General features: G+C 68.6%; 13 protein-coding genes and 1 pseudogene. 11 read left to right on the forward strand and 3 right to left on the reverse strand.

All coding sequences use genetic code 11. The features are described 5' to 3' along the window. The first annotated feature begins 14 nt into the window (after window positions 1-14). Window positions 15-3,125 carry a pPIWI_RE module domain-containing protein gene (locus tag ACWGJY_RS16780; RefSeq protein WP_453261544.1) on the forward strand — a complete coding sequence of 1,037 codons (3,111 nt, stop codon included), beginning with the start codon at window positions 15-17 and terminating at the stop codon, window positions 3,123-3,125. Between the two features lie 335 nt (window positions 3,126-3,460). Here ACWGJY_RS16780 and ACWGJY_RS16785 read toward each other — a convergent pair whose 3' ends face one another. Both ACWGJY_RS16785 and ACWGJY_RS16790 read right to left on the reverse strand, forming a co-directional pair. Further along, on the reverse strand, window positions 3,461-4,003 hold the full coding sequence (locus ACWGJY_RS16785; RefSeq protein ID WP_453261545.1) for a restriction endonuclease: 543 nt from the start codon (window positions 4,001-4,003) through the stop codon (window positions 3,461-3,463). A gap of 412 nt (window positions 4,004-4,415) precedes the next feature. Further along, entirely contained in the window at window positions 4,416-6,095 is a 1,680-nt protein-coding gene (locus tag ACWGJY_RS16790) for an ISAzo13 family transposase (RefSeq protein WP_453261546.1), read from the reverse strand. Window positions 6,096-6,676: 581 nt separating this feature from the next. On the opposite strand from ACWGJY_RS16790, the gene ACWGJY_RS16795 reads away from it, so the two are divergent. The 3 genes and pseudogenes from ACWGJY_RS16795 to ACWGJY_RS16805 all read left to right on the forward strand — a co-directional run bounded on the left by ACWGJY_RS16795 (window position 6,677) and on the right by ACWGJY_RS16805 (window position 7,290). Then, complete coding sequence (locus ACWGJY_RS16795; RefSeq protein WP_453261547.1) at window positions 6,677-6,820, forward strand: hypothetical protein; 144 nt, start codon at window positions 6,677-6,679, stop codon at window positions 6,818-6,820. A gap of 220 nt (window positions 6,821-7,040) precedes the next feature. Further along, window positions 7,041-7,085 (forward strand): annotated as a pseudogene (locus ACWGJY_RS16800) (hypothetical protein); the annotation flags it as partial. Between the two features lie 127 nt (window positions 7,086-7,212). Beyond that, window positions 7,213-7,290, forward strand: coding sequence for a hypothetical protein (locus tag ACWGJY_RS16805; RefSeq protein ID WP_453261561.1), 78 nt, complete (start codon window positions 7,213-7,215; stop codon window positions 7,288-7,290). Window positions 7,291-7,518: 228 nt separating this feature from the next. Here the strand turns inward: ACWGJY_RS16805 and ACWGJY_RS16810 are convergent, their stop codons facing one another. Next, window positions 7,519-8,982 (reverse strand): MFS transporter, encoded by a 1,464-nt coding sequence (locus ACWGJY_RS16810; protein WP_453261548.1) that lies wholly within the window; start codon window positions 8,980-8,982, stop codon window positions 7,519-7,521. A gap of 163 nt (window positions 8,983-9,145) precedes the next feature. On the opposite strand from ACWGJY_RS16810, the gene ACWGJY_RS16815 reads away from it, so the two are divergent. The 7 genes from ACWGJY_RS16815 (at window position 9,146) to ACWGJY_RS16845 (ending at window position 17,046) form a co-directional block, all read left to right on the forward strand. Then, window positions 9,146-10,000, forward strand: coding sequence for a helix-turn-helix transcriptional regulator (locus ACWGJY_RS16815; RefSeq protein WP_453261549.1), 855 nt, complete (start codon window positions 9,146-9,148; stop codon window positions 9,998-10,000). Window positions 10,001-10,402: 402 nt separating this feature from the next. Then, window positions 10,403-11,170, forward strand: a complete 768-nt coding sequence (locus tag ACWGJY_RS16820) for a class I SAM-dependent methyltransferase (RefSeq protein WP_453261550.1) — start codon at window positions 10,403-10,405, stop codon at window positions 11,168-11,170. Between the two features lie 42 nt (window positions 11,171-11,212). Then, window positions 11,213-12,157, forward strand: coding sequence for an NAD(P)-dependent oxidoreductase (locus ACWGJY_RS16825; RefSeq protein ID WP_453261551.1), 945 nt, complete (start codon window positions 11,213-11,215; stop codon window positions 12,155-12,157). 149 nt (window positions 12,158-12,306) lie between these two features. Further along, window positions 12,307-14,007: a GH3 auxin-responsive promoter family protein gene (locus ACWGJY_RS16830; protein WP_453261552.1), complete on the forward strand. Its 1,701-nt coding sequence runs from the start codon at window positions 12,307-12,309 to the stop codon at window positions 14,005-14,007. A 30-nt stretch (window positions 14,008-14,037) separates the two neighbouring features. Then, window positions 14,038-14,985 (forward strand): alpha/beta hydrolase, encoded by a 948-nt coding sequence (locus ACWGJY_RS16835; protein WP_453261553.1) that lies wholly within the window; start codon window positions 14,038-14,040, stop codon window positions 14,983-14,985. After that, window positions 14,982-16,148, forward strand: a complete 1,167-nt coding sequence (locus ACWGJY_RS16840; RefSeq protein ID WP_453261554.1) for an enolase C-terminal domain-like protein — start codon at window positions 14,982-14,984, stop codon at window positions 16,146-16,148. Before ACWGJY_RS16835 ends, ACWGJY_RS16840 begins: the two co-directional genes overlap by 4 nt. A gap of 52 nt (window positions 16,149-16,200) precedes the next feature. Further along, the gene (locus tag ACWGJY_RS16845; protein WP_453261555.1) at window positions 16,201-17,046 is read left to right on the forward strand and encodes a fumarylacetoacetate hydrolase family protein; all 846 of its coding nucleotides are present in this window, start codon (window positions 16,201-16,203) and stop codon (window positions 17,044-17,046) included. The last annotated feature ends 140 nt before the right edge of the window (window positions 17,047-17,186 follow it).

Raw genomic sequence — 17,186 nt, forward strand, 5'->3', positions numbered from 1 at the left:
AGACTGTGAAGACCATGGCCGCCAAATACCGCGACACCAGCCGGGCTGCCTACCTCCTCAAGCCCGACGCTGCTCCCTGGACCGCCCGTTACCGTGCGCTGCCCTCTCCTGAGCAGTGGCACGAGAGCGTCCTGGAACTCTGCAATCTCGGCCGTGCCCCCAAGGCCGAGCCGTACCGTACCGCGCCCGTCGCCCGCTTCAACGGAGTCCTGCAGACCCTCGCTCCCGATCTGATCGTCCGAGGCCGCCCCCGCGACACGCAGCAGCTGGCCGAGGACTTCTGGCTCTACGCCCCGTACGACGTTCCCCACCCACTTCCTGGTGACACCCTTGACCGGCTCAATGGTGCCTGGCTCCAGGACCTCCGCCCCGAACCCGACCATCACCGCGCAGTCCTGGACACGTACACGAAGCTGCGCGCCTGCCCACCGCAGTGGCAGGACGTCACCGTCGACCTCCTAGGCTGCCCCATCACCGACGGCGGAACTGCGGCCCCGCGCGACCGGCAGTACCAACTCGCAACCGATGCCCTGGCCCGGCGCATCCTCGCTCTCGGCCCCTACGAACACAGCGCCGGCAGCCTGCACTTCCGCGCCGTGCCGCGAGGCCCGCGCCAGCAAGGAGCGGAGCTTCTCTCACAGCCTCTCTCGCACGTGGTCAAGGGGCGTGAGTGGTGGTTCTCCATCGTGATCAATATTTCGCTGCACACAGTCCCCTTCGACCCCCGACCCCGTCTCCACCTGCACACCGGAGTACGCCGCTGGGCGACTCGCCTCGACGCGAAAAAGCAGCGGCTGCGGCTCCCGTACGGCCGCGACACCTCTGTCTATCTACTGCCCGGCATCCCCTGGCTGCCCGGAACGCCCACCAGCAACCGGTACGCGGTGGCGCGCCTGACCTGGGACCGCGGCACTCAGGGCTACGCCTGGAAGAACAACGGACCCGCCCAGATCCTCGGCAGGCTGACGCTCAATCGCCCCTTCCCCGACCCGGTCAGCCTGCTCACTGAACCCGAGGAGTGGATCGGCGACGGGGAGGGCACCCGCGCCTCGGTCGTGCACAGCACACACATGGGTGCTCATGGCATCGGTACCGGCCTCATGTCGCACCAACGCTCACAGATCGTCGAATGGGCCGAACAGGCGCTTCCCGAGCAGATGCGCAGGGTCCCCTCCCTCAGCCGAGCGAGCGTCGGCAGCAGTGCCCCCGCCAACGTCCGGCCCAAGCCCAAGGCAGCGGAGAAGGCCGCCGAGGCGGAACGCGAGGCCCTCGCCCGCCGAACCGCACTCGCGGTGGCAGCCAGGATCAACGAGGGACAGGACCCCGCCGAGGCGATCGAGGGGACGGGAGACGCGTGCCTCGTCGAAGCGCGACTGCTATGGCAGAGCCCTTCGTTCCGGGAGGCGGCCATCGAGGCCCTCGCCGATGTCCTCGGGTTGGACGGCGACGGCGGCTGTCCAGAGCCCGCCACCGCTGAGGAGGCGTACGAGCTGGCCGCCCCAGGAAGCCCGGTCATCCTCGAATGGAAGTCCCCGGAACTCACCCTCCGCCTACGCTGCCTGCGCACCACCAGCGGAATCACCGACACCCTGGGCATCGACCCCAAAGCGCGGCCAAGGGGCAAAGCCCTGGAAGCCGGCATCAACACCCGCCGGAAGGCAGCTGAGACATTCCTCGCCGACGATGGAGCCGACCCGCTACACCCCGGCTTCGCCCTCGTGGAGATCGACCGCCAACAGGACTTCGCCCACCGTCTGGACGACCCCAAGTACGCGCTCCGGCTGGGTTGCGCGGACTCGGGCGTGCTCACACAGTTCGCGCTCGTCCCCAAGAAGGCCAAGGGACACAACACCGAGAAGAACCTCTCGCACCGGGTCCGTTCGGGATGGGAGGACGCCCTGCGCCAGTACGGCGTTCGCGTCCTGCCCGAGCACACGCTCGGCGAGGAGATCCCCGAGGACCTGCGCTACGTCGCCACGTACATGGTCAAGCGACGCAAAGACGGCCCCACACGGCTTCCCCGCCACACCCCAGTGGCCGTCATGGTCACGCCGCTAGCACCGGGAAGCGGCCTGGCGGCGGTCACCGGCTGGGACGAGCGGACGGGACGCTGGATCCCCTACCCCCAATTCCTGCTCGGCCTGGTCAAGACAGCCGAAATTCCGGAGGTGAGCGAACCCACGGAGACCGAGACCGGAACGGTCATGGACACCGAAGCCGCCGCTGTCGTACCCCGGCAACGCTCGAAGTATCGTGTCTGGCAACAGAACATGGACGAGCAGCGCAGAGCCACCGCCCGCTACCTCCAGAAGATGGTCCGCTCTCTCCGCGGCCGGCCCACCGCCCTGCTGTCCCATTCTCAGAACAGCCGGTTGCACTGGCCCTGGCTCCAGGACGGCCGAACCGAACGAGACCTGATCAAGACCGGGCACGCGCAGCCGGTGGGACTCGACCCCGATCTCCGGTTGATCCGCGTACGTACCGCAGCGGGTCGGGAGACCCCCCAGTGGTGGGGCAATGCCGCTCCCGGCGAGGTCAACGGCCTGCCCCAGGGGCTGTGGGTGGAAGACGAAGGTGCAGTCCGGACCTCAGGGCGGATCTTCTACAGCACCACTCCCAAGGCAGGCACCTTCCGGGACTCCGCCGTCGAGGCCGACAAGATCGCTCCCCGCCCTCTCCGGCAGGGCCCCAACAAGGGCAAACCCACCATCGACACGCACATCCCCGCCTGGAACCCCGGGCTGGTGGAAATCGCAGTCCTGGGCTGTCACCCGGATGCTGGCGACTCGCCCGAAGCCTTGGCTCTCGCGGTGCACCAGCTTCGCCAGGCCCCTGACTACCTGGACGCACTCTCGCTGCCGCTGCCCCTGCACCTGGCGAGCCTTGCCCAGCACTACGTACTGCCGACGGTCGCCGAGGGAGCGGGCGAGGCCGAGGAATCCTCCCCGGAGGAGTCGGCCACTGCCGAGGTGGAGGGCAGCGCCAAGGGGCAGAGAGTAGTGGCGGCGCTGGGCGTGATCGCGGAGGCCGCGGACACCGAACCGGCAGACGTGGACCCGGAATGCGCGGAGGAACCCGGCCTCGCACAAGCGCCGGAGGACGAGCAGCTCACCCTGTTCTCCTGAGGAGACGGGCGGAGCCGGAACGGGAGGGACCGCGCTCCGCCCAGCGACATCGATTCAGAATGCTTCCGACAAGCTTTGGGTGCCGCCCGTGCCGGTGCTCCCGCCGATCGGCGATGGACCGTCCGCTCGCGTTCGCGTCGATCGGTGCGATGGAGTGCTGCGTGCAACCCGAAGGAGCAGCACGTCTTCATCCTTTCCGGCAGTGCATCATCGGCGGTGATGGTCCCGTCGAAGATGGTGGCTTTGACGGCCTCGGCGAGCAGGAATCCGACCTTGGTGGAGACCTTGATCCAGGCCGAGGCTGCATGAGCGGTTGGCGTAGTTGGAGCTGGGGGTCAGGGACCCCAGGGTGGACGGCCGCCGGAGACCCAGCGGCCGAGGGCACGGCCGTCGATGAGGCGGAGGGGGTGGTCGAGTTCAGCGTTGGCGCGTTGAGCGTCTGGGGTGAAGGTGCTGGTGGTGATGATGAGGGCTTGGTCGCAGCGGTGGTAGGCGCGGTAAGTGCCGTTCACGGCGTAGATGACGGGGGCTCCGACGCGGTTCGATGGTGCGTAGCGCTTGCACTGGATGGCGATGCGGCGGCCGTCGGTGAGTTGGAGGAGGACGTCGAGGGCACGGTCGTTGGCACCACCGGAGACGGTGGCGGTGCGGACGGAGGGGGCGCGGCGGGCGAGGTCGGCGATGGCGTGCTCGAACTGGGTGCCGGTCATGTGTTGGTAGGCGGCGATGCTGTGGGTGAAGTCCGCCCGGGCAGCGGTAGGCAGCGTGGGCAGCTGGATGCGACTGGTGCGGACGAGGAGAAGGAGAACGACTGCGGCCAGGGCGAGGGCGGCCAGGATGCTGGTGGTGACGGGATATTCGCGGATCGCTGCGATCACAGTTGCCAGGACGATAGCGGCGGCGACGAGGCGGCTGGTTGCGGCCTCACGCCTACGTCGCCGGACAGTGCGGCGCTGTGGCCTCGTGGCGGGGCGGCGGGTACGGGTGGGTCGGCGTCGTCGTGCCGGTGCGGTCATGCTTCCCCTGGTGAGTGGTCGTGCGCGACGTCGTGAGGAACACCTTGACGTACGGCTTGATACCGGCGCCCCATACTGACGTCCTTGGAGGTTCCGTGGATTCAACGCGAGCCGCAGTCCTCGCGGGCACGGTGGGGGTGTCCTTCGGCAGGGTCTGGGACATCTCGTTTCATCCAATCCTCGATTCCGATCAAGGCGTGTGCGATGAACTCGGTGGGTGCCCCGGACGATTGGATTGAGGTGCTGGCTATGGCGGCTAAGGGCTCGTAAAGAATCAAGGTGTGGGTTTCGCCGGTGGTGTGGGTGCGGCGCCGCGTGCGGTGGCGTAGACGAGCAGACCGGTGAAGGTGGTCAGGTGTGCCGCCGCGCGCCCGGGGGTGTGCCCGTGCTGGTCCATCAACTGCCGGATCTCGCCGGTGGCCTGGCGGATGGTGTCCTTGCTGACGGTGAACAGGCGGGCGAGCACGGCGGGCGGCAGGCCAAGGCGCTGGTGCAGCACGGTGGCCAGGACGCGGTCGGTCAGGTCGAGTTTGGCTTTGCGGCCGCCGCCCGGGGCCCGTCGTCGGGTGCCGCCGTCGCGTCGGGTGGTGTGGTCCGGTGTGTGCAGTGCTTGCCAGGGGGCGGCCAGGGCCGTGGTCAGCCCGGTCAGTTCAGCGCTGGTCAGCCCGGTCAGGGCGGGGTGCGCCAGGGCCTCGCGGTCGAGGCGGGCGGCCGGTGTCCCCGGGTGTGCCGGCTCGACGGGTCGGGAGTGCACGGTGTAGTTCCATTCCCCGTGGAAGGCATGGCCGGTCAGCGGGACTGCGTTCAGCTCGGCATCGCTGACCTTCACCCCGGTGGGGTAGCTGCCGGGGTCCAGCTCGGCGTGGACGGTGAGCCCGGTGCGGGTGGTGGTCGCGGCGATGCTCTGCACGATGACCTCGTAGCTGGTCAGCGGGCGGCCGCGCCAGTTCATCGTGATCGCGGAGAACAGCCGGTGCTCGATCCGATTCCATTTCGATGTACCCGGAGGCATATGACAGACCGTGACGGCCAGTCCCGTCTCGGCGGCGAAGGCGGCCAGTTGAGTTTTCCAGGCGCGGCTGCGGTAGCCGTTGGAGCCGCCCGCGTCGGCGGTGATCAGCAGTCGGGTGGCGCCAGGGTAGTCGAGACGTCCCTGCCCGTTCCACCAGCGGCGGATCGATTCGACCGCGAAGGCCGCGGTGTCGTGATCCGTACCGACGTTCACCCAGCCGGTGCCCGCCGCCAGGTCGTAGATGCCGTAGGGCAGGGCCTTGCCCAGCGCATCACCGGGGAAGTCATGGACGTCGACCCGCACGGGTTCGCCGGCCGGCCGCCATTGCCGTCCCGCGTTCTTGAACTCCCCGACGACCTCCTTCTTTTTCGTGTCCACACTGACCACCGGCTCGCCGTCCGCCTGATGGCCTTTGGCCTGGTCATTGATGTACCAGAACTGGGCGTCGCGGTCAGGGTGTTGAGCACCCTCGAGGGTCTTGGCATTGGCTTGCAGACTGAAGCCGTTCTCCCGCAGCAGCCGGCCCACGGTTGGCGCCGAAGCAGCATGGCCCTGCCGTGCCAGCTCCCCGGCCAGAGACCGCAGTGACTTGGTCGTCCACCGCAGCGGCGACATCGGATCGCCCCGCTCATCCGGCTCGACCAGGGTCAGCAGCGCCGGAACGAGCAGCGGGTCAAGCTCCTCGGCGCTCTTGCGGCCGCCGCCGTCCCGGCGGACCCGGCCATCGGGCAGTGGGTCCTGGCCGCCCTCCAGCTCGAAGACGCCCTTGCGCACCGTTGTCTCGCTCACCCCTGCGGCACGCGCGACGGCCCTCACCCCGCCGTGCCCCAACAGCCTGGCCTCGGCAGCCAGCGCCAGCCGCTGCTGCCGCTCATTGAGATGAGGGAACAACACCCCGAATCTCAAGGCAAGTTGACCACGAACCTCGCTTGGTATGCGCATACCAGACCAACGAAAGAGAGACCGTGAAGCAACACGTTGATTCTTTACGAGCCCTAAGGGCTCGCAGAACAACAACATGCGCACTCATGTTGCCCGGACGTGGGGTGTCAAGTCCCAAAAACCACAAGTTAATTCCCTGCAAGCCCTTACGCAAAATAAAGGGATCTGGGAGTACTTTACTATCGGGGATATTAGCGCAGCGCAGAATCTGCTTGACGTGTCGCTTAAGGATTTCCAATCGGCACTGACGGATGCGTATCCGACGATAGATGCTCACCCGTGACTTGGCGACGGTGAAGTTCCCGCCCGCTTGAGGTAGATGCCGAGGTTGATCGTCTGGTGCATGGGGACCAGGTTGAACCGTTAGCTGACGCCTTTGTAGATGCTGGCGATTAGGTGGCAACCCTGGAAGTCCGCGGCCTTGCAGCTCGGAGGCAGCGCGATCTCTGCTGCGGCGACGCCATCGCGACTCCCACGAGCCGAGATCGCCGGTGCGATCACCACGCACCATCGCCGCCCCGGCTACCTCACGGACTTCGAGTTACCCACGACCCTGACGGCGACGACCGACGACGTCGCCCGTGCTAGACGGCGCGGACAACCTCGTGGTGTCCATCCCCGCACAGTCCCTGCAGGCCAACCTCGCGGTGTGGGTGACGCACCACCGGCAGCGACCCGGTGATCGCGTCGCTGATGAAGGGCATCTCGAACTGGGCAGCGGATAGCGGACGATCGCCGTCATCACCGAGGTGAACGGCGTGCCGCCGAGCCCGGGTCGCGGTGCTCTCCGGCTCGACCTGGCCGCCGAGATCGCCGCCGGCAGCCCGCGGCCACCATCGCCTGTCCTGACCAAGACGCCGCCCTGCGCTTCCAAGTGGCGTGTCACACCTCCCACTTCCGGTCGTACACCAGTACTGACGTCATCGGCTGAGAGCGGGCGATGCGGTGAAGTACGTCATAGCTCTCGCGGTCGGCATCGCCACAGGTATGGGCCTGGGACACAACACGGCGGCCATGCTCATTACCTGGGGCTTGGAGCAGAGACCACTCGGCTGGCTACCGCCCTGTGGGCACGCACCCAGCCACACTCTCGGGCCTGGCGGGCCTGGGCGACCTGGTGTCGACCTGCTCTTTCCCGCTCTCCCGCAACTGCACCTTCGGCACTCGTCTCTGTCGCCTGCGCCCACGAGGTTGAGATGCCCATCACACAGGTGATCGCGGATCTGCTGTACTCGAAGGCCACTCTCGCCGAGGCCGCCGTCACGCTGATGCAGCGGCCTCCCAAGCCCGAGCACTGACCCGGCGTCCCCCCGTGCGCGCGCCCCTCCTCGCGTTCCTCCCGTTCCAGGAGACTTCCAGCCGGACTCGCTATGGAATTCCTCTACCTCAAGGCGCGGCGCGCGCCGCCGTTTCAGGACCCGTGTCAAGGCCGTGGTTCGGGTACGCCGGGGGCTTGCGGCTGTTGCTGCGGGGGAAGGGGAATATCGGAGGGCGGTGTTGGACTGCGCGTGGTGGCCAGGGTGAGGAGGACGATGGCCACACCACAGGCGGTGACGATCCAGTACGCTGGGTACACCGCCTGCGCGAAGCCCGTACCGGAGTGCAGCCCGGTGGTGAGCACCGCGCCGAGCACGGCGACGCCCAGTGCCTGGCCGAACTGGCGGCTGGTGGAGACGATCGCCGCGGCCACCCCCGCTTGCTCCTTGGGCATGCCGGCCATGGCGGCGTTGGTGACGGGTGTGTTGGCCAGTCCCACGCCGATGCCGATCAGGACGTACGCGGTGAAGAGCAGTGCATCGGTCACGAGGGCGTCACCGGTGGCGAGTAGCGCGCCGCCCGCGGTGGTGGCCGCACCGGCCAGCAGCAGCGGCAGCCGGGGGCCGCGGGTGGCGGTCAGCCGCCCGGAGAGCGGTGAGGTGAGGATGTTCATGACGGCCATGGGCAGCAGGTACAGGCCGGCGGTCAGGGCCGACAGGCCTCGCACGTTCTGCAGGTAGAGCGTATTGAGGAAGAGGAAGCCGCCGAGTACGAAGAACGAGCACACTGCCATGACGCCGGCTCCGCTGAACCCGGCACTGCGGAAGACCCGCAGGTCCACGAGAGGTTCGGGGCGCCGGCTCTCGTAGTGGAGCAGGGCGAGGAGCGCAGCGGGCGCAGCCAGCGCGCAGCCAAGGGTGCGCGGGGCGGTCCAGCCGGTGCTGGGGCCCTCGATGATGGCATATGTCAGACAGCCCATCAGCACGATGACCAGGAGCTGCCCGACGGGGTCCAGCCGGCGGGGGCGGGGCGCGCGGGACTCGGGTACGAAGCGCGCGGCGCAGACGAGGGCGGCCAGCCCGATCGGCAGGTTGAGCCAGAAGATCGACCGCCAGCCGATGCCCTGGACGAGCATCCCGCCCACCATCGGGCCCACCGCCATCGCTACGCCCATGACCGCCCCCCATACGCCGATCGCCCGGGCGCGCTCGCGCGGCGCGGAGAAGGTGTTGGTGATGATCGACATGGCCACCGGGTTGAGCATCGAGGCGCCGATCGCCTGGACGATGCGGAAGGCGATGAGCCAGCCCAGACCGGGCGCCAGTCCGCACAGCAGCGATCCGAAGGTGAAGAGGGCCAGGCCGGTCTGGAAGACGCGGCGGCGACCGAGCCGGTCCCCGGCGGAGCCGGCGAGCATCAGCAGGGCGGCCAGCACGATGAGGTAGGCGTCGGTGGTCCACTGCAGCCCGGACAGCCCACTGTGCAGATCGCGCTGCATCGCGGGCAGCGCCACATTGAGCACCGTGTTGTTTAGGTTGCCGAGGAACACGCTCGTGCAACAGACCGCCAGAACGAGATGACGCTTCCGGCTGCTGAGTTCATCCTGAGTGGACACAGCTGGGCCCACCATCCTCTCCACGTGGGCCTCCGCGCCCGTCACATTCTGAGGCCGCGGCGCGCAGATCGCTGCGGTGCGCTCAGCCTGCCTGCGGAACACGGTGACGGGGAGACCCGGGTAAGGGGGGCCCTGGCAGGGCCCCCCTTACGCGACCTGTTCGATGCATACTGCATATGTGGCCAATGCACTGGTGGGGAACAGGACGGAGCTGGGGGACTTCCTGCGGAGCCGACGGAGTCGCGTCACACCGCACGAGGCGGGTCTGCCTCCGTCGGCCGGGCGTCGGCGTACCGCCGGACTGCGGCGGGAGGAGGTCGCGATCCTTGCCGGTGTCAGCATCGAGTACTACCGGCGTTTGGAGCAGGGCAAGCAGCAGCGGCCGAGCCCCCCGGTCCTGGAGGCGATCGCGAGAGTGCTCAAGCTGACCGACGACGAGCACCGCTATCTCGCGGAGCTGGGGCGAGGCCGGGCACTTGTGTCGGCCGCTGAGGGGCGGCGGCCGGGCAGGGCCTCGCGCACCGTGCGGAACGAGGTCCGCCGCATGCTCGACATCACGCGCCCCTATCCAGCCTGTGTGTTGAGTCGGTCCAGTGACCTGCTGGCCGCCAACCGGGCCGCGCTGCTTCTCTTTCCTGGTATTGAGGACTGGTCCGAGCGGGAGCGCAACACTGCGCGCTACGCCTTCATCCACCCCGGCGCCCGGGAGCTGTATGCCAATTGGGACGACGTGGCCCACGGTGTCGTGGCCCACCTGCGCGCCGCGGTCGTCGTGCACCCGGGCGCGCCGGACATCTGCGAGGTCGTCGACGAACTCACGGAGCGGAGCGAGGCGTTCGCGGCCCTGTGGCAGCGCTATGACGTCCGGGTGCGGACCAACGGGCGCAAGGTGTACCGCCATCCGACGGCGGGCCGGATGGCGCTGACGTACGAAGCCTTCGACGTGGCCCGCAGCGACGGCCAGCGACTGGTCGTCTACCAGGCTCCGCCGGATACATCCGACTATGAGGCACTGCTGCGTTTGTCCGCCTAAGGGCTCGCAGAACAACAACATGCGCACTCATGTTGCCCGGACGTGGGGTGTCAAGTCCCAAAAACCACAAGTTAATTCCCTGCAAGCCCTTAGCCTGACGGAATGCCGCATCTCTTCAATTATCGGTCCGGGATATTTTCCTTTGCGATTCACTTACCTGCATGGGGGTGACTCCTCGCATGCAGTGCTGGAATTCTTACACTTCACTGAAAAGAGCCCGCTGGGATGTTTTGATGCCTCTTCAGGTACCCCCTTTCCGTGGCTCGCATGCCTCTGACCTGTGAGAAATTTACTTAAACCGGAAACGGATCGATGTACTGGTGTTGCTTATGAGTTGACGGAGTTTTAACTATGTCGTTTGTCACTCGAGTGGCGCCTGGGACTTGTGTTACCTTCGTTGTCATGGTGAATCTAATTCCTGGCTCCGTGGAACGGTTCAGCAAGTTTGCAGAATTTTATGACCGCGTTCGCCCCCGGCCTCCCAGGGAACTGGCGGACCTGCTGCGGCAGTGGTCCGGGGCCCCGGACCCGACCGTGGTCGACATCGGCTGTGGCACCGGCCTCTCGTCCACGATCTGGCCCCAGGTGACCGGGGTGGAGCCCTCGGCGGAGATGCGGGCCATCGCGGCCGGGCGCGGCATCCACGTCATCGACGGTACGGCCGAGGAGACCGGGCTGCCGGACGGTAGCGCGGATATCGTGACCGTGAGCCACGCTCTGCACTGGTTCGACGCCGGCCGTGCCTTCCCCGAAATCGCCCGCATCATGCGGCCCGGCGCAGTGCTGGCCGCCTTCGATTTCGACTGGCCTCCCGCCGTTGACCCCGAAGTCGACGCCGCCTACCGGGAGTTCGAAACAGCTCACACCGCGCTGGAGGCCGAGCGTGGCCTGCGCCCCAGCTTCGCCCCCAAGAGCGAGCACCTTGAGCGGCTGCGGGGAAGCGGCCTGTTCCGGCACGTCAACGAGGTGTGCCTGCACATGAAGGAGACTTGCGGCGCAACCCGCTTCGTCGACTTCGCGATGAGCCAGGGCGGGGTAATCGCGCTGCTCGAGGAGGGCGTCAGCGAGGACGTGCTCGGCCTGACCCGGCTGCGGGAGGTCGCGGAGCGCCGGATGACCGATCGATCGACGTGGTGGTGGACCTGCCGGGTCCGCCTCGCCACGCGCTGACCGGCCCCACCACATCGGCTCGTACGGGGGAGGAGAACAAACGTGGGACGCCTCGTCATGCCCGAGTGCTATGGGTATCCGCACCTGGCGGAGCTCGTGCGCCGCTGCCCCGGCGGCGACGCGATCGAGGTCTTCAAAGGCCCGTGCACCACTCCGTCCCAGCTCGCCGAGCGGATCCGCGGTGCCCGCACCGTGCTGCACTTCTTCCACGGCCGGCCGCTCGACACCGGCGTCCTGCTGAGGGAACGGCCAGAGGCGGTCGTGGTGGCCGGTCCGGCCGGCCAAGTGATCGACACCGATGCCGCCCGGACCGCTGGGATCGCGGTCTACCACACACCCGGCCTGGCGGCCGATTCCGTGGCAGAGTTCACCCTGACCCTGCTGCTGATGCTGGCCCGTCGGGTGCCGACGGCCGTGGGCAGTGCGCCGGGCTGGCACCCCTCCGCCGGGCGTGAGCTGTCCGGACGGCTGCTGGGAATCGTCGGATGGGGGCGCATCGGCTCCCGGGTGGCCCGCCTGGCGCAGGGCATCGGGATGCAGGTTGCGGCCTGGTCTCCGTCCCTGGACGAGGACACCGCCCGCTCGGCTGGGGTCGCCCTCATGGACATTGACACCCTACTGAGCAGCGCGGACGCGGTGAGCCTGCACCTGCGGGCCACACCGCCGTACAGGGAGATTGTCGATGCCCGCCGCCTCGCCCTGCTCGGCTCCAGGACCCTATTGGTCAACACCGCCCGCGCGTCGCTGATCGACATGGACGAGCTGCGCCGGCGCCTGGCAGCCGGCGTTCTGGGCGGGGTGGCGCTCGACGTCTTCGACCTCGAGCCGCTGCCCCCGGGGGACCTGCTGCGCAGCCACCCGAGCGTCCTGGCCACGCCGCACATGGCATGGATGACCGATGACGCCGTCGGGCGCTTCCTCGCCGCGGCCATCGCTTTTGCCACATCGGGCGATGTAGGCACCGTCTCGGTCCGACAAGTCGTCTGACGTCCCGGCAGCGCGCGAGCCTCGAGTACGAGCCGAGGCACGCGCCACGCCGCAGCTCGATCGCACGTCATCTCAACCACACGCCCGTTACTGCGCTGCGGCCGGAGGTCGATCGGCCGGCCGCACCGGACAAAGAGGGGGTTTACTGGATGATCCTGCCCATCAGCGCGACCACATCGCCGCAGAACGCCCGTAGAGGGGACTTCGCAAGCCGCACCCTGAGCGCCCTCGCCCGCCAACGGGAGCTGTGCCACGACCCCGGCCCGACGAGCGACCTGGTGCTGCAGGACCTTCTCGACCAGGCCCGCAGTACCTCGTTCGGGCGTGAGCACGGTCTGAGCTCCGTCGCCACGCTCGCCGCATGGAAGCGCGCAGTCCCGATCCGTTCGTACGAGGAGTTACGGCCGTACATTGAGCGGCAGTTGGCGGGTGAGCCCCAGGTCCTCACCCGTAGCGCGCCGTACGCGTTCCTGAAGACGTCGGGCTCCAGCGGGCACCCCAAGTACGTTCCCACCACCCGGCACTGGCGGGAGCGGTACAGGGGCCGGGGCCTGTACGCCCAATGGGGCCTGTACTGCGAGCAGATCGGCACCGAGCACCTCACGGCAGAGCACATTCTCGATCTCTCCTGGGAGCGGACCCCCGCCTCCCGGAGCCTGTATGGCTTCCCCGTCTACAGCATCTCCCGCCGGCCCGCCGCGGTCGGCCCTGAGGACTGGGTGCCGCCCTGGTACGACGCTCCCTGGCTGCGCGGGGACGACAGGGAGGAGTACGCGGACAGCCTCTACCGCAAGCTGCGCCTGCTCGCCGGGGCCGATGTCCGGCTGATCGTCACCCTCAACCCCTCGAAAATCGTGAGCCTCGCCGAGCAGCTCGCGCTGCGCGGTCCCGAGCTGGTGGACGAGGTGGGCCGCGGCACCGTCTCCGGGCGCCCGTCCGGCGGTGCCATCGCTGCTCCCGGCCTCGCCCGGGAGCTGGACTGCAGGCTCGCGCGCCGCCCTGCCGGGCTGCGTCTGACCGACCTGTGGCCCCGGCTGTCCGTCATCGTCTGCTGGAACTCCGCCTCTGCCGGCCTCTACCGCGACTGGCTGGACGATGTCACGCCCGGCATCCGCAAGCTCCCATTCAGCACGACCGGTACCGAGGGCATCGTCACCATCCCGGTGGACGAGCACCCCTCCGCCGGTCCGCTCGCCGCCGACCAGGGCGTCTTCGAGTTCGTACCGTGCCGCAAGGACGACGACGGTGGGCCACTGGATCCGGCCGCCGCGACCCTGGACCCGCACGAGCTGGAGACCGGCCGCTCCTACCGGCTCGTCATGAGCCAGGCCAACGGGCTGTACCGCTACGACGTGGGCGACGTCTACACCGTCCTGGGCCGGGTCGGCGCGCTGCCGCGACTGGAGTTCGCGGGGCGTGCCGGCTTCGGCAGCTCCTTCACCGGCGAGAAACTCACCGAGGCCCACGTCTACGAGGCCGTGCGGACTGCCTACGCCGATACCTGGGGTGCCCTCCCCATGTTCACCTGCATCCCCTCATGGGGCACCCCGCCCGGCTACGTACTGGCCATGGAGTGGGACCCGCAGCTGGGTACGGCCGAGCGTGAGGGCTTCACCGCCGCTGCCGAGGCCGCGCTCCAGAGCTGCAATCCGGAGTATGCCGAGAAGCGACGCAGCGACCGGTTGTGTCCGCTGCGGCTGCTCCGGCTGGCCCCGAAGAGCTTCCTTGCCATTGCCGAGGCGCAGCGCCGCAATGGCGCGGCCGCGATGCAGATCAAGCACCACTGGATTCAGAACGACGACACCCTGCTGACCGTGATCGACGACCTTGGCCTGCCGTTGTCCGCCTGAACTCCCCTCCTCCTTCGTCACTTCCGAAAGATGACAGCCACCGTGATCACCGAAGAACGCCCGGCAGGGCTGTACTACGCCGAGACGGTCACCGCGGCCGACGGCATTCCGCTCGCCCTGCACCAGTGGATACCCGAGAACCCCAAGGCTGCTGTGTTCTACGTGCACGGCCTGCAGAGCCACGCCGGCTGGCTCTTCGAGACGGGACCGGAACTGGCCCGCCGTCAGATCGCCGTGTACGCACCGGACAGGCGAGGCTCCGGAGCCAGCGGCGGCCCGCGCGGCCACCTGACCTCCGCCACCGCAGCGCTGGACGACTACACGGCGCACTTCGAGACCGTCCGGGCCAGGCATCCCGCGGGGCTCCCGGTCACCGCGGTCGGCCAGAGCTTCGGCGGCAGTCTGTTGGCCGCCCTGCTCGCCACCGGCCGCATTGCCCCCAACGGCGTGGTCCTGTGCGCCCCGGCGCTCGGCCAGCAGCAGGCCCGGCACGGGCGGGAGGGGGTACGCCATCTGCGCACACTGCACGGTCACCGCGGCTCCCCCGTCACCCTCAAGGACGAGGACTACACCGGGGAGCAGCGCTACCTCACCTTCATGGCGAACGACCACGCCATGCTTCGCCAGGTCACGGACGGCTTCCGTGCCGTCATGGCCGAACTGGAGCTGCTCTACACCGAGGGAGCCTGGTGGGACTTCGGCAGTGCGCCCGTCCCGGTGCACTTCGCACGGCCCGAACGGGACCCCATCATCGACCTGGACGCCGCACGGTCGACGCTCGCGCGGATGTGTCCGGACGCCGTCGATGCCCACTTCGACGCCGACCGCCATTACCTGGAGTTCTCCCCCGTACGGGGCCAGTTCTGGGACTGGCTCGCTGGTGTCGCGGCGCGTACAGGTGCGGTGGCGCCCACGGACCCCACGGCACCTGTCTGCCACGGCACACAGGTCGTCGTCGGCCCGGGAGGCCCGCGGTGAAAGATGCGCTCGGCATCGTCGTTATCCAGACGGCGCAGGTCCCCATGCACCGGCCATTCGCCCACGCCCGGCACGCCCACGCCCGTACCAGCTCCGTGCTGGTCACTTTGCGGCTGGACGGCGTCACCGGCTGGGGCGAGGGAGCTCCCCGCCCGTATGTGACCGGCGAAACGGTCCCCGGCGCCGTGAAGGCCCTGCGTGCCCTCGACCTTTCCGTGCTCCGCCCGCTCCTCGCGGCAGCGAACTTCCACCGAGTGGTGGAAGTCCTTTCCTCGCTCGATCTCCCCCGCCTGCTGGGCGGGCTGAGGCCGATGCCAGCCGCCGCGGCGGCGCTGGAGACCGCGCTCCTCGACGCGCTCTGCCGACGGCATGACTTGCCCATGTCCGCCGTCTTGGACGCCTGCCCCTGGGCGGCGGATGTGCTCACTACAGACAGCAGTCTCCGTGCGGTGAGCGAGGTGGTGGACCTCAGCCGTGCCCCCACCACGCAGCTGGAGGCACTGTCGCCCGCCGCACGCGCACGCCTCAAGCACGTGAAACTCAAGGCGCTGCACAGCCCCGAGGAGACCGCCGAGCGCGCGGTTGAGGTGCGCGGTGTGCTGGGCCCCTCGGTGTGGCTGTCAGTGGACGCCAACGGCGGGTGGGATCCGGACGTCGCCGAGCGGGGCGCACGGCTGCTGCGTGAGCGTGCCGCTGTCGACTGGATCGAGGAACCCACCGTTCCACGGGACTGGCCCACCCTGCGCCGCATCGAGGAAGGCGGCATGCCTGTGATGCTCGACGAGTCGGCCATGGACACCGTGGACGTGGAATGGGCGGCCGCCACCGGCGCCGCCTCACTCGTCAACATCCGGATTTCGAAGTGCGGCGGGCTGCTGCCCTCGCTGCGGACGGCTGCACGCGCCCGCGAACTCGGCCTGCGCGTTCAAGTAGGCGTCCAGGTCGGCGAGATCGGCCCGCTGTGGTCGATCGGCCGCACGCTGGCGGCGCGCCTGGCCGATGTCGTGGCGGTCGAATGCGGCCGCCAGGACGAATGGTTCCTCGCTCCGCTCACCGACCCGCCCTACGCCGTCGACCGGGAGCACCACATCGCTCCTCCACCACCCGGTCCCGGCCACGGCCTGAGGCCCTCCGCCGCTCTGACCGCCCACGTGACCGGCTGAACCGCCTGTGACACCCGGCCCGAGATGACAGCACAGCGATAAGGAGAGTTCCATGGACCTTGCACGACTCATGACGGCCCAAGGCCCACGGCACGGAATGGTGGACCAGGACCGCAGCACCGTCAGGCTCCTGATGGGCCTGTCGGGCCCGGACAGCCTCGCCGACCTGGCGGACCTGGCGAGGCTGGATAGTTCGGAGGTCGGCGCCCACCCCTCCGGCCGGTCCGTGGCGCCCGTGGACGAGAGCATTCCTTTAGGGGAGGCCAGGCTGCTGGCGCCGGTTGTTCCGGGCAAGATCGTCGTCGTCGGCCGCAACTACGGCGGCCGACCTGACGCCGCCGGAAACTTGATCATCCACCTCAAGCCCGCCACGTCCGTCGTTGGCCCGGGCGAGCCGGTCGTGCTCCCCGAGCTCTCGCACGATGTGCGGTACGAAGGGGAACTCGCCGTCATTATCGGCCGTACCTGTCGCTCGGTGGCTCCCGAGAGTGTTGCGCACCACGTTCTCGGCTACACCTGCGCCAATGACGTGACCGCCTGGGACATCGGGGTCGACGGCGGTCAGTGGACGAAGGCCAAGGGCATGGACACGTTCTGCCCCCTCGGTCCCTGGGTCAGCACGAGCCTCGACCCCGCAGCGGCCCGCATCACCACGCGCGTCAACGGCGAGGTACGTCAGAAGGGAAGCACCGCTCATCTCACCCGCAGCGTGGCCGCGTTGGTCTCCGAGGTGAGCCATCTGATGACACTGCTCCCTGGTGACGTCCTGCTGACCGGCACCCCCGAGGGCAGCTGCGCCCTCACCGCCGGCGACACTGTCACCGTTGACATCGACGGCATCGGCGCCCTCCACAGCCCTGTCACTGCCACTACCCCCCGCACCGCCGGCCACGGCTGAGGCTGGCACGCCCGCCGTACCGCCGACGATCGGTACATCCTCAAGTGGGCTTGATCCGCTTTGACGGACATCAGAGATCAGGGGTTCTGCCCCGGGAGGATGTCCATCATGGAGAGCATGGGGAAGAAGAAGCCTCGCCC

It is taken from the genome of Streptomyces sp. NPDC054765 (genome assembly GCF_053612065.1).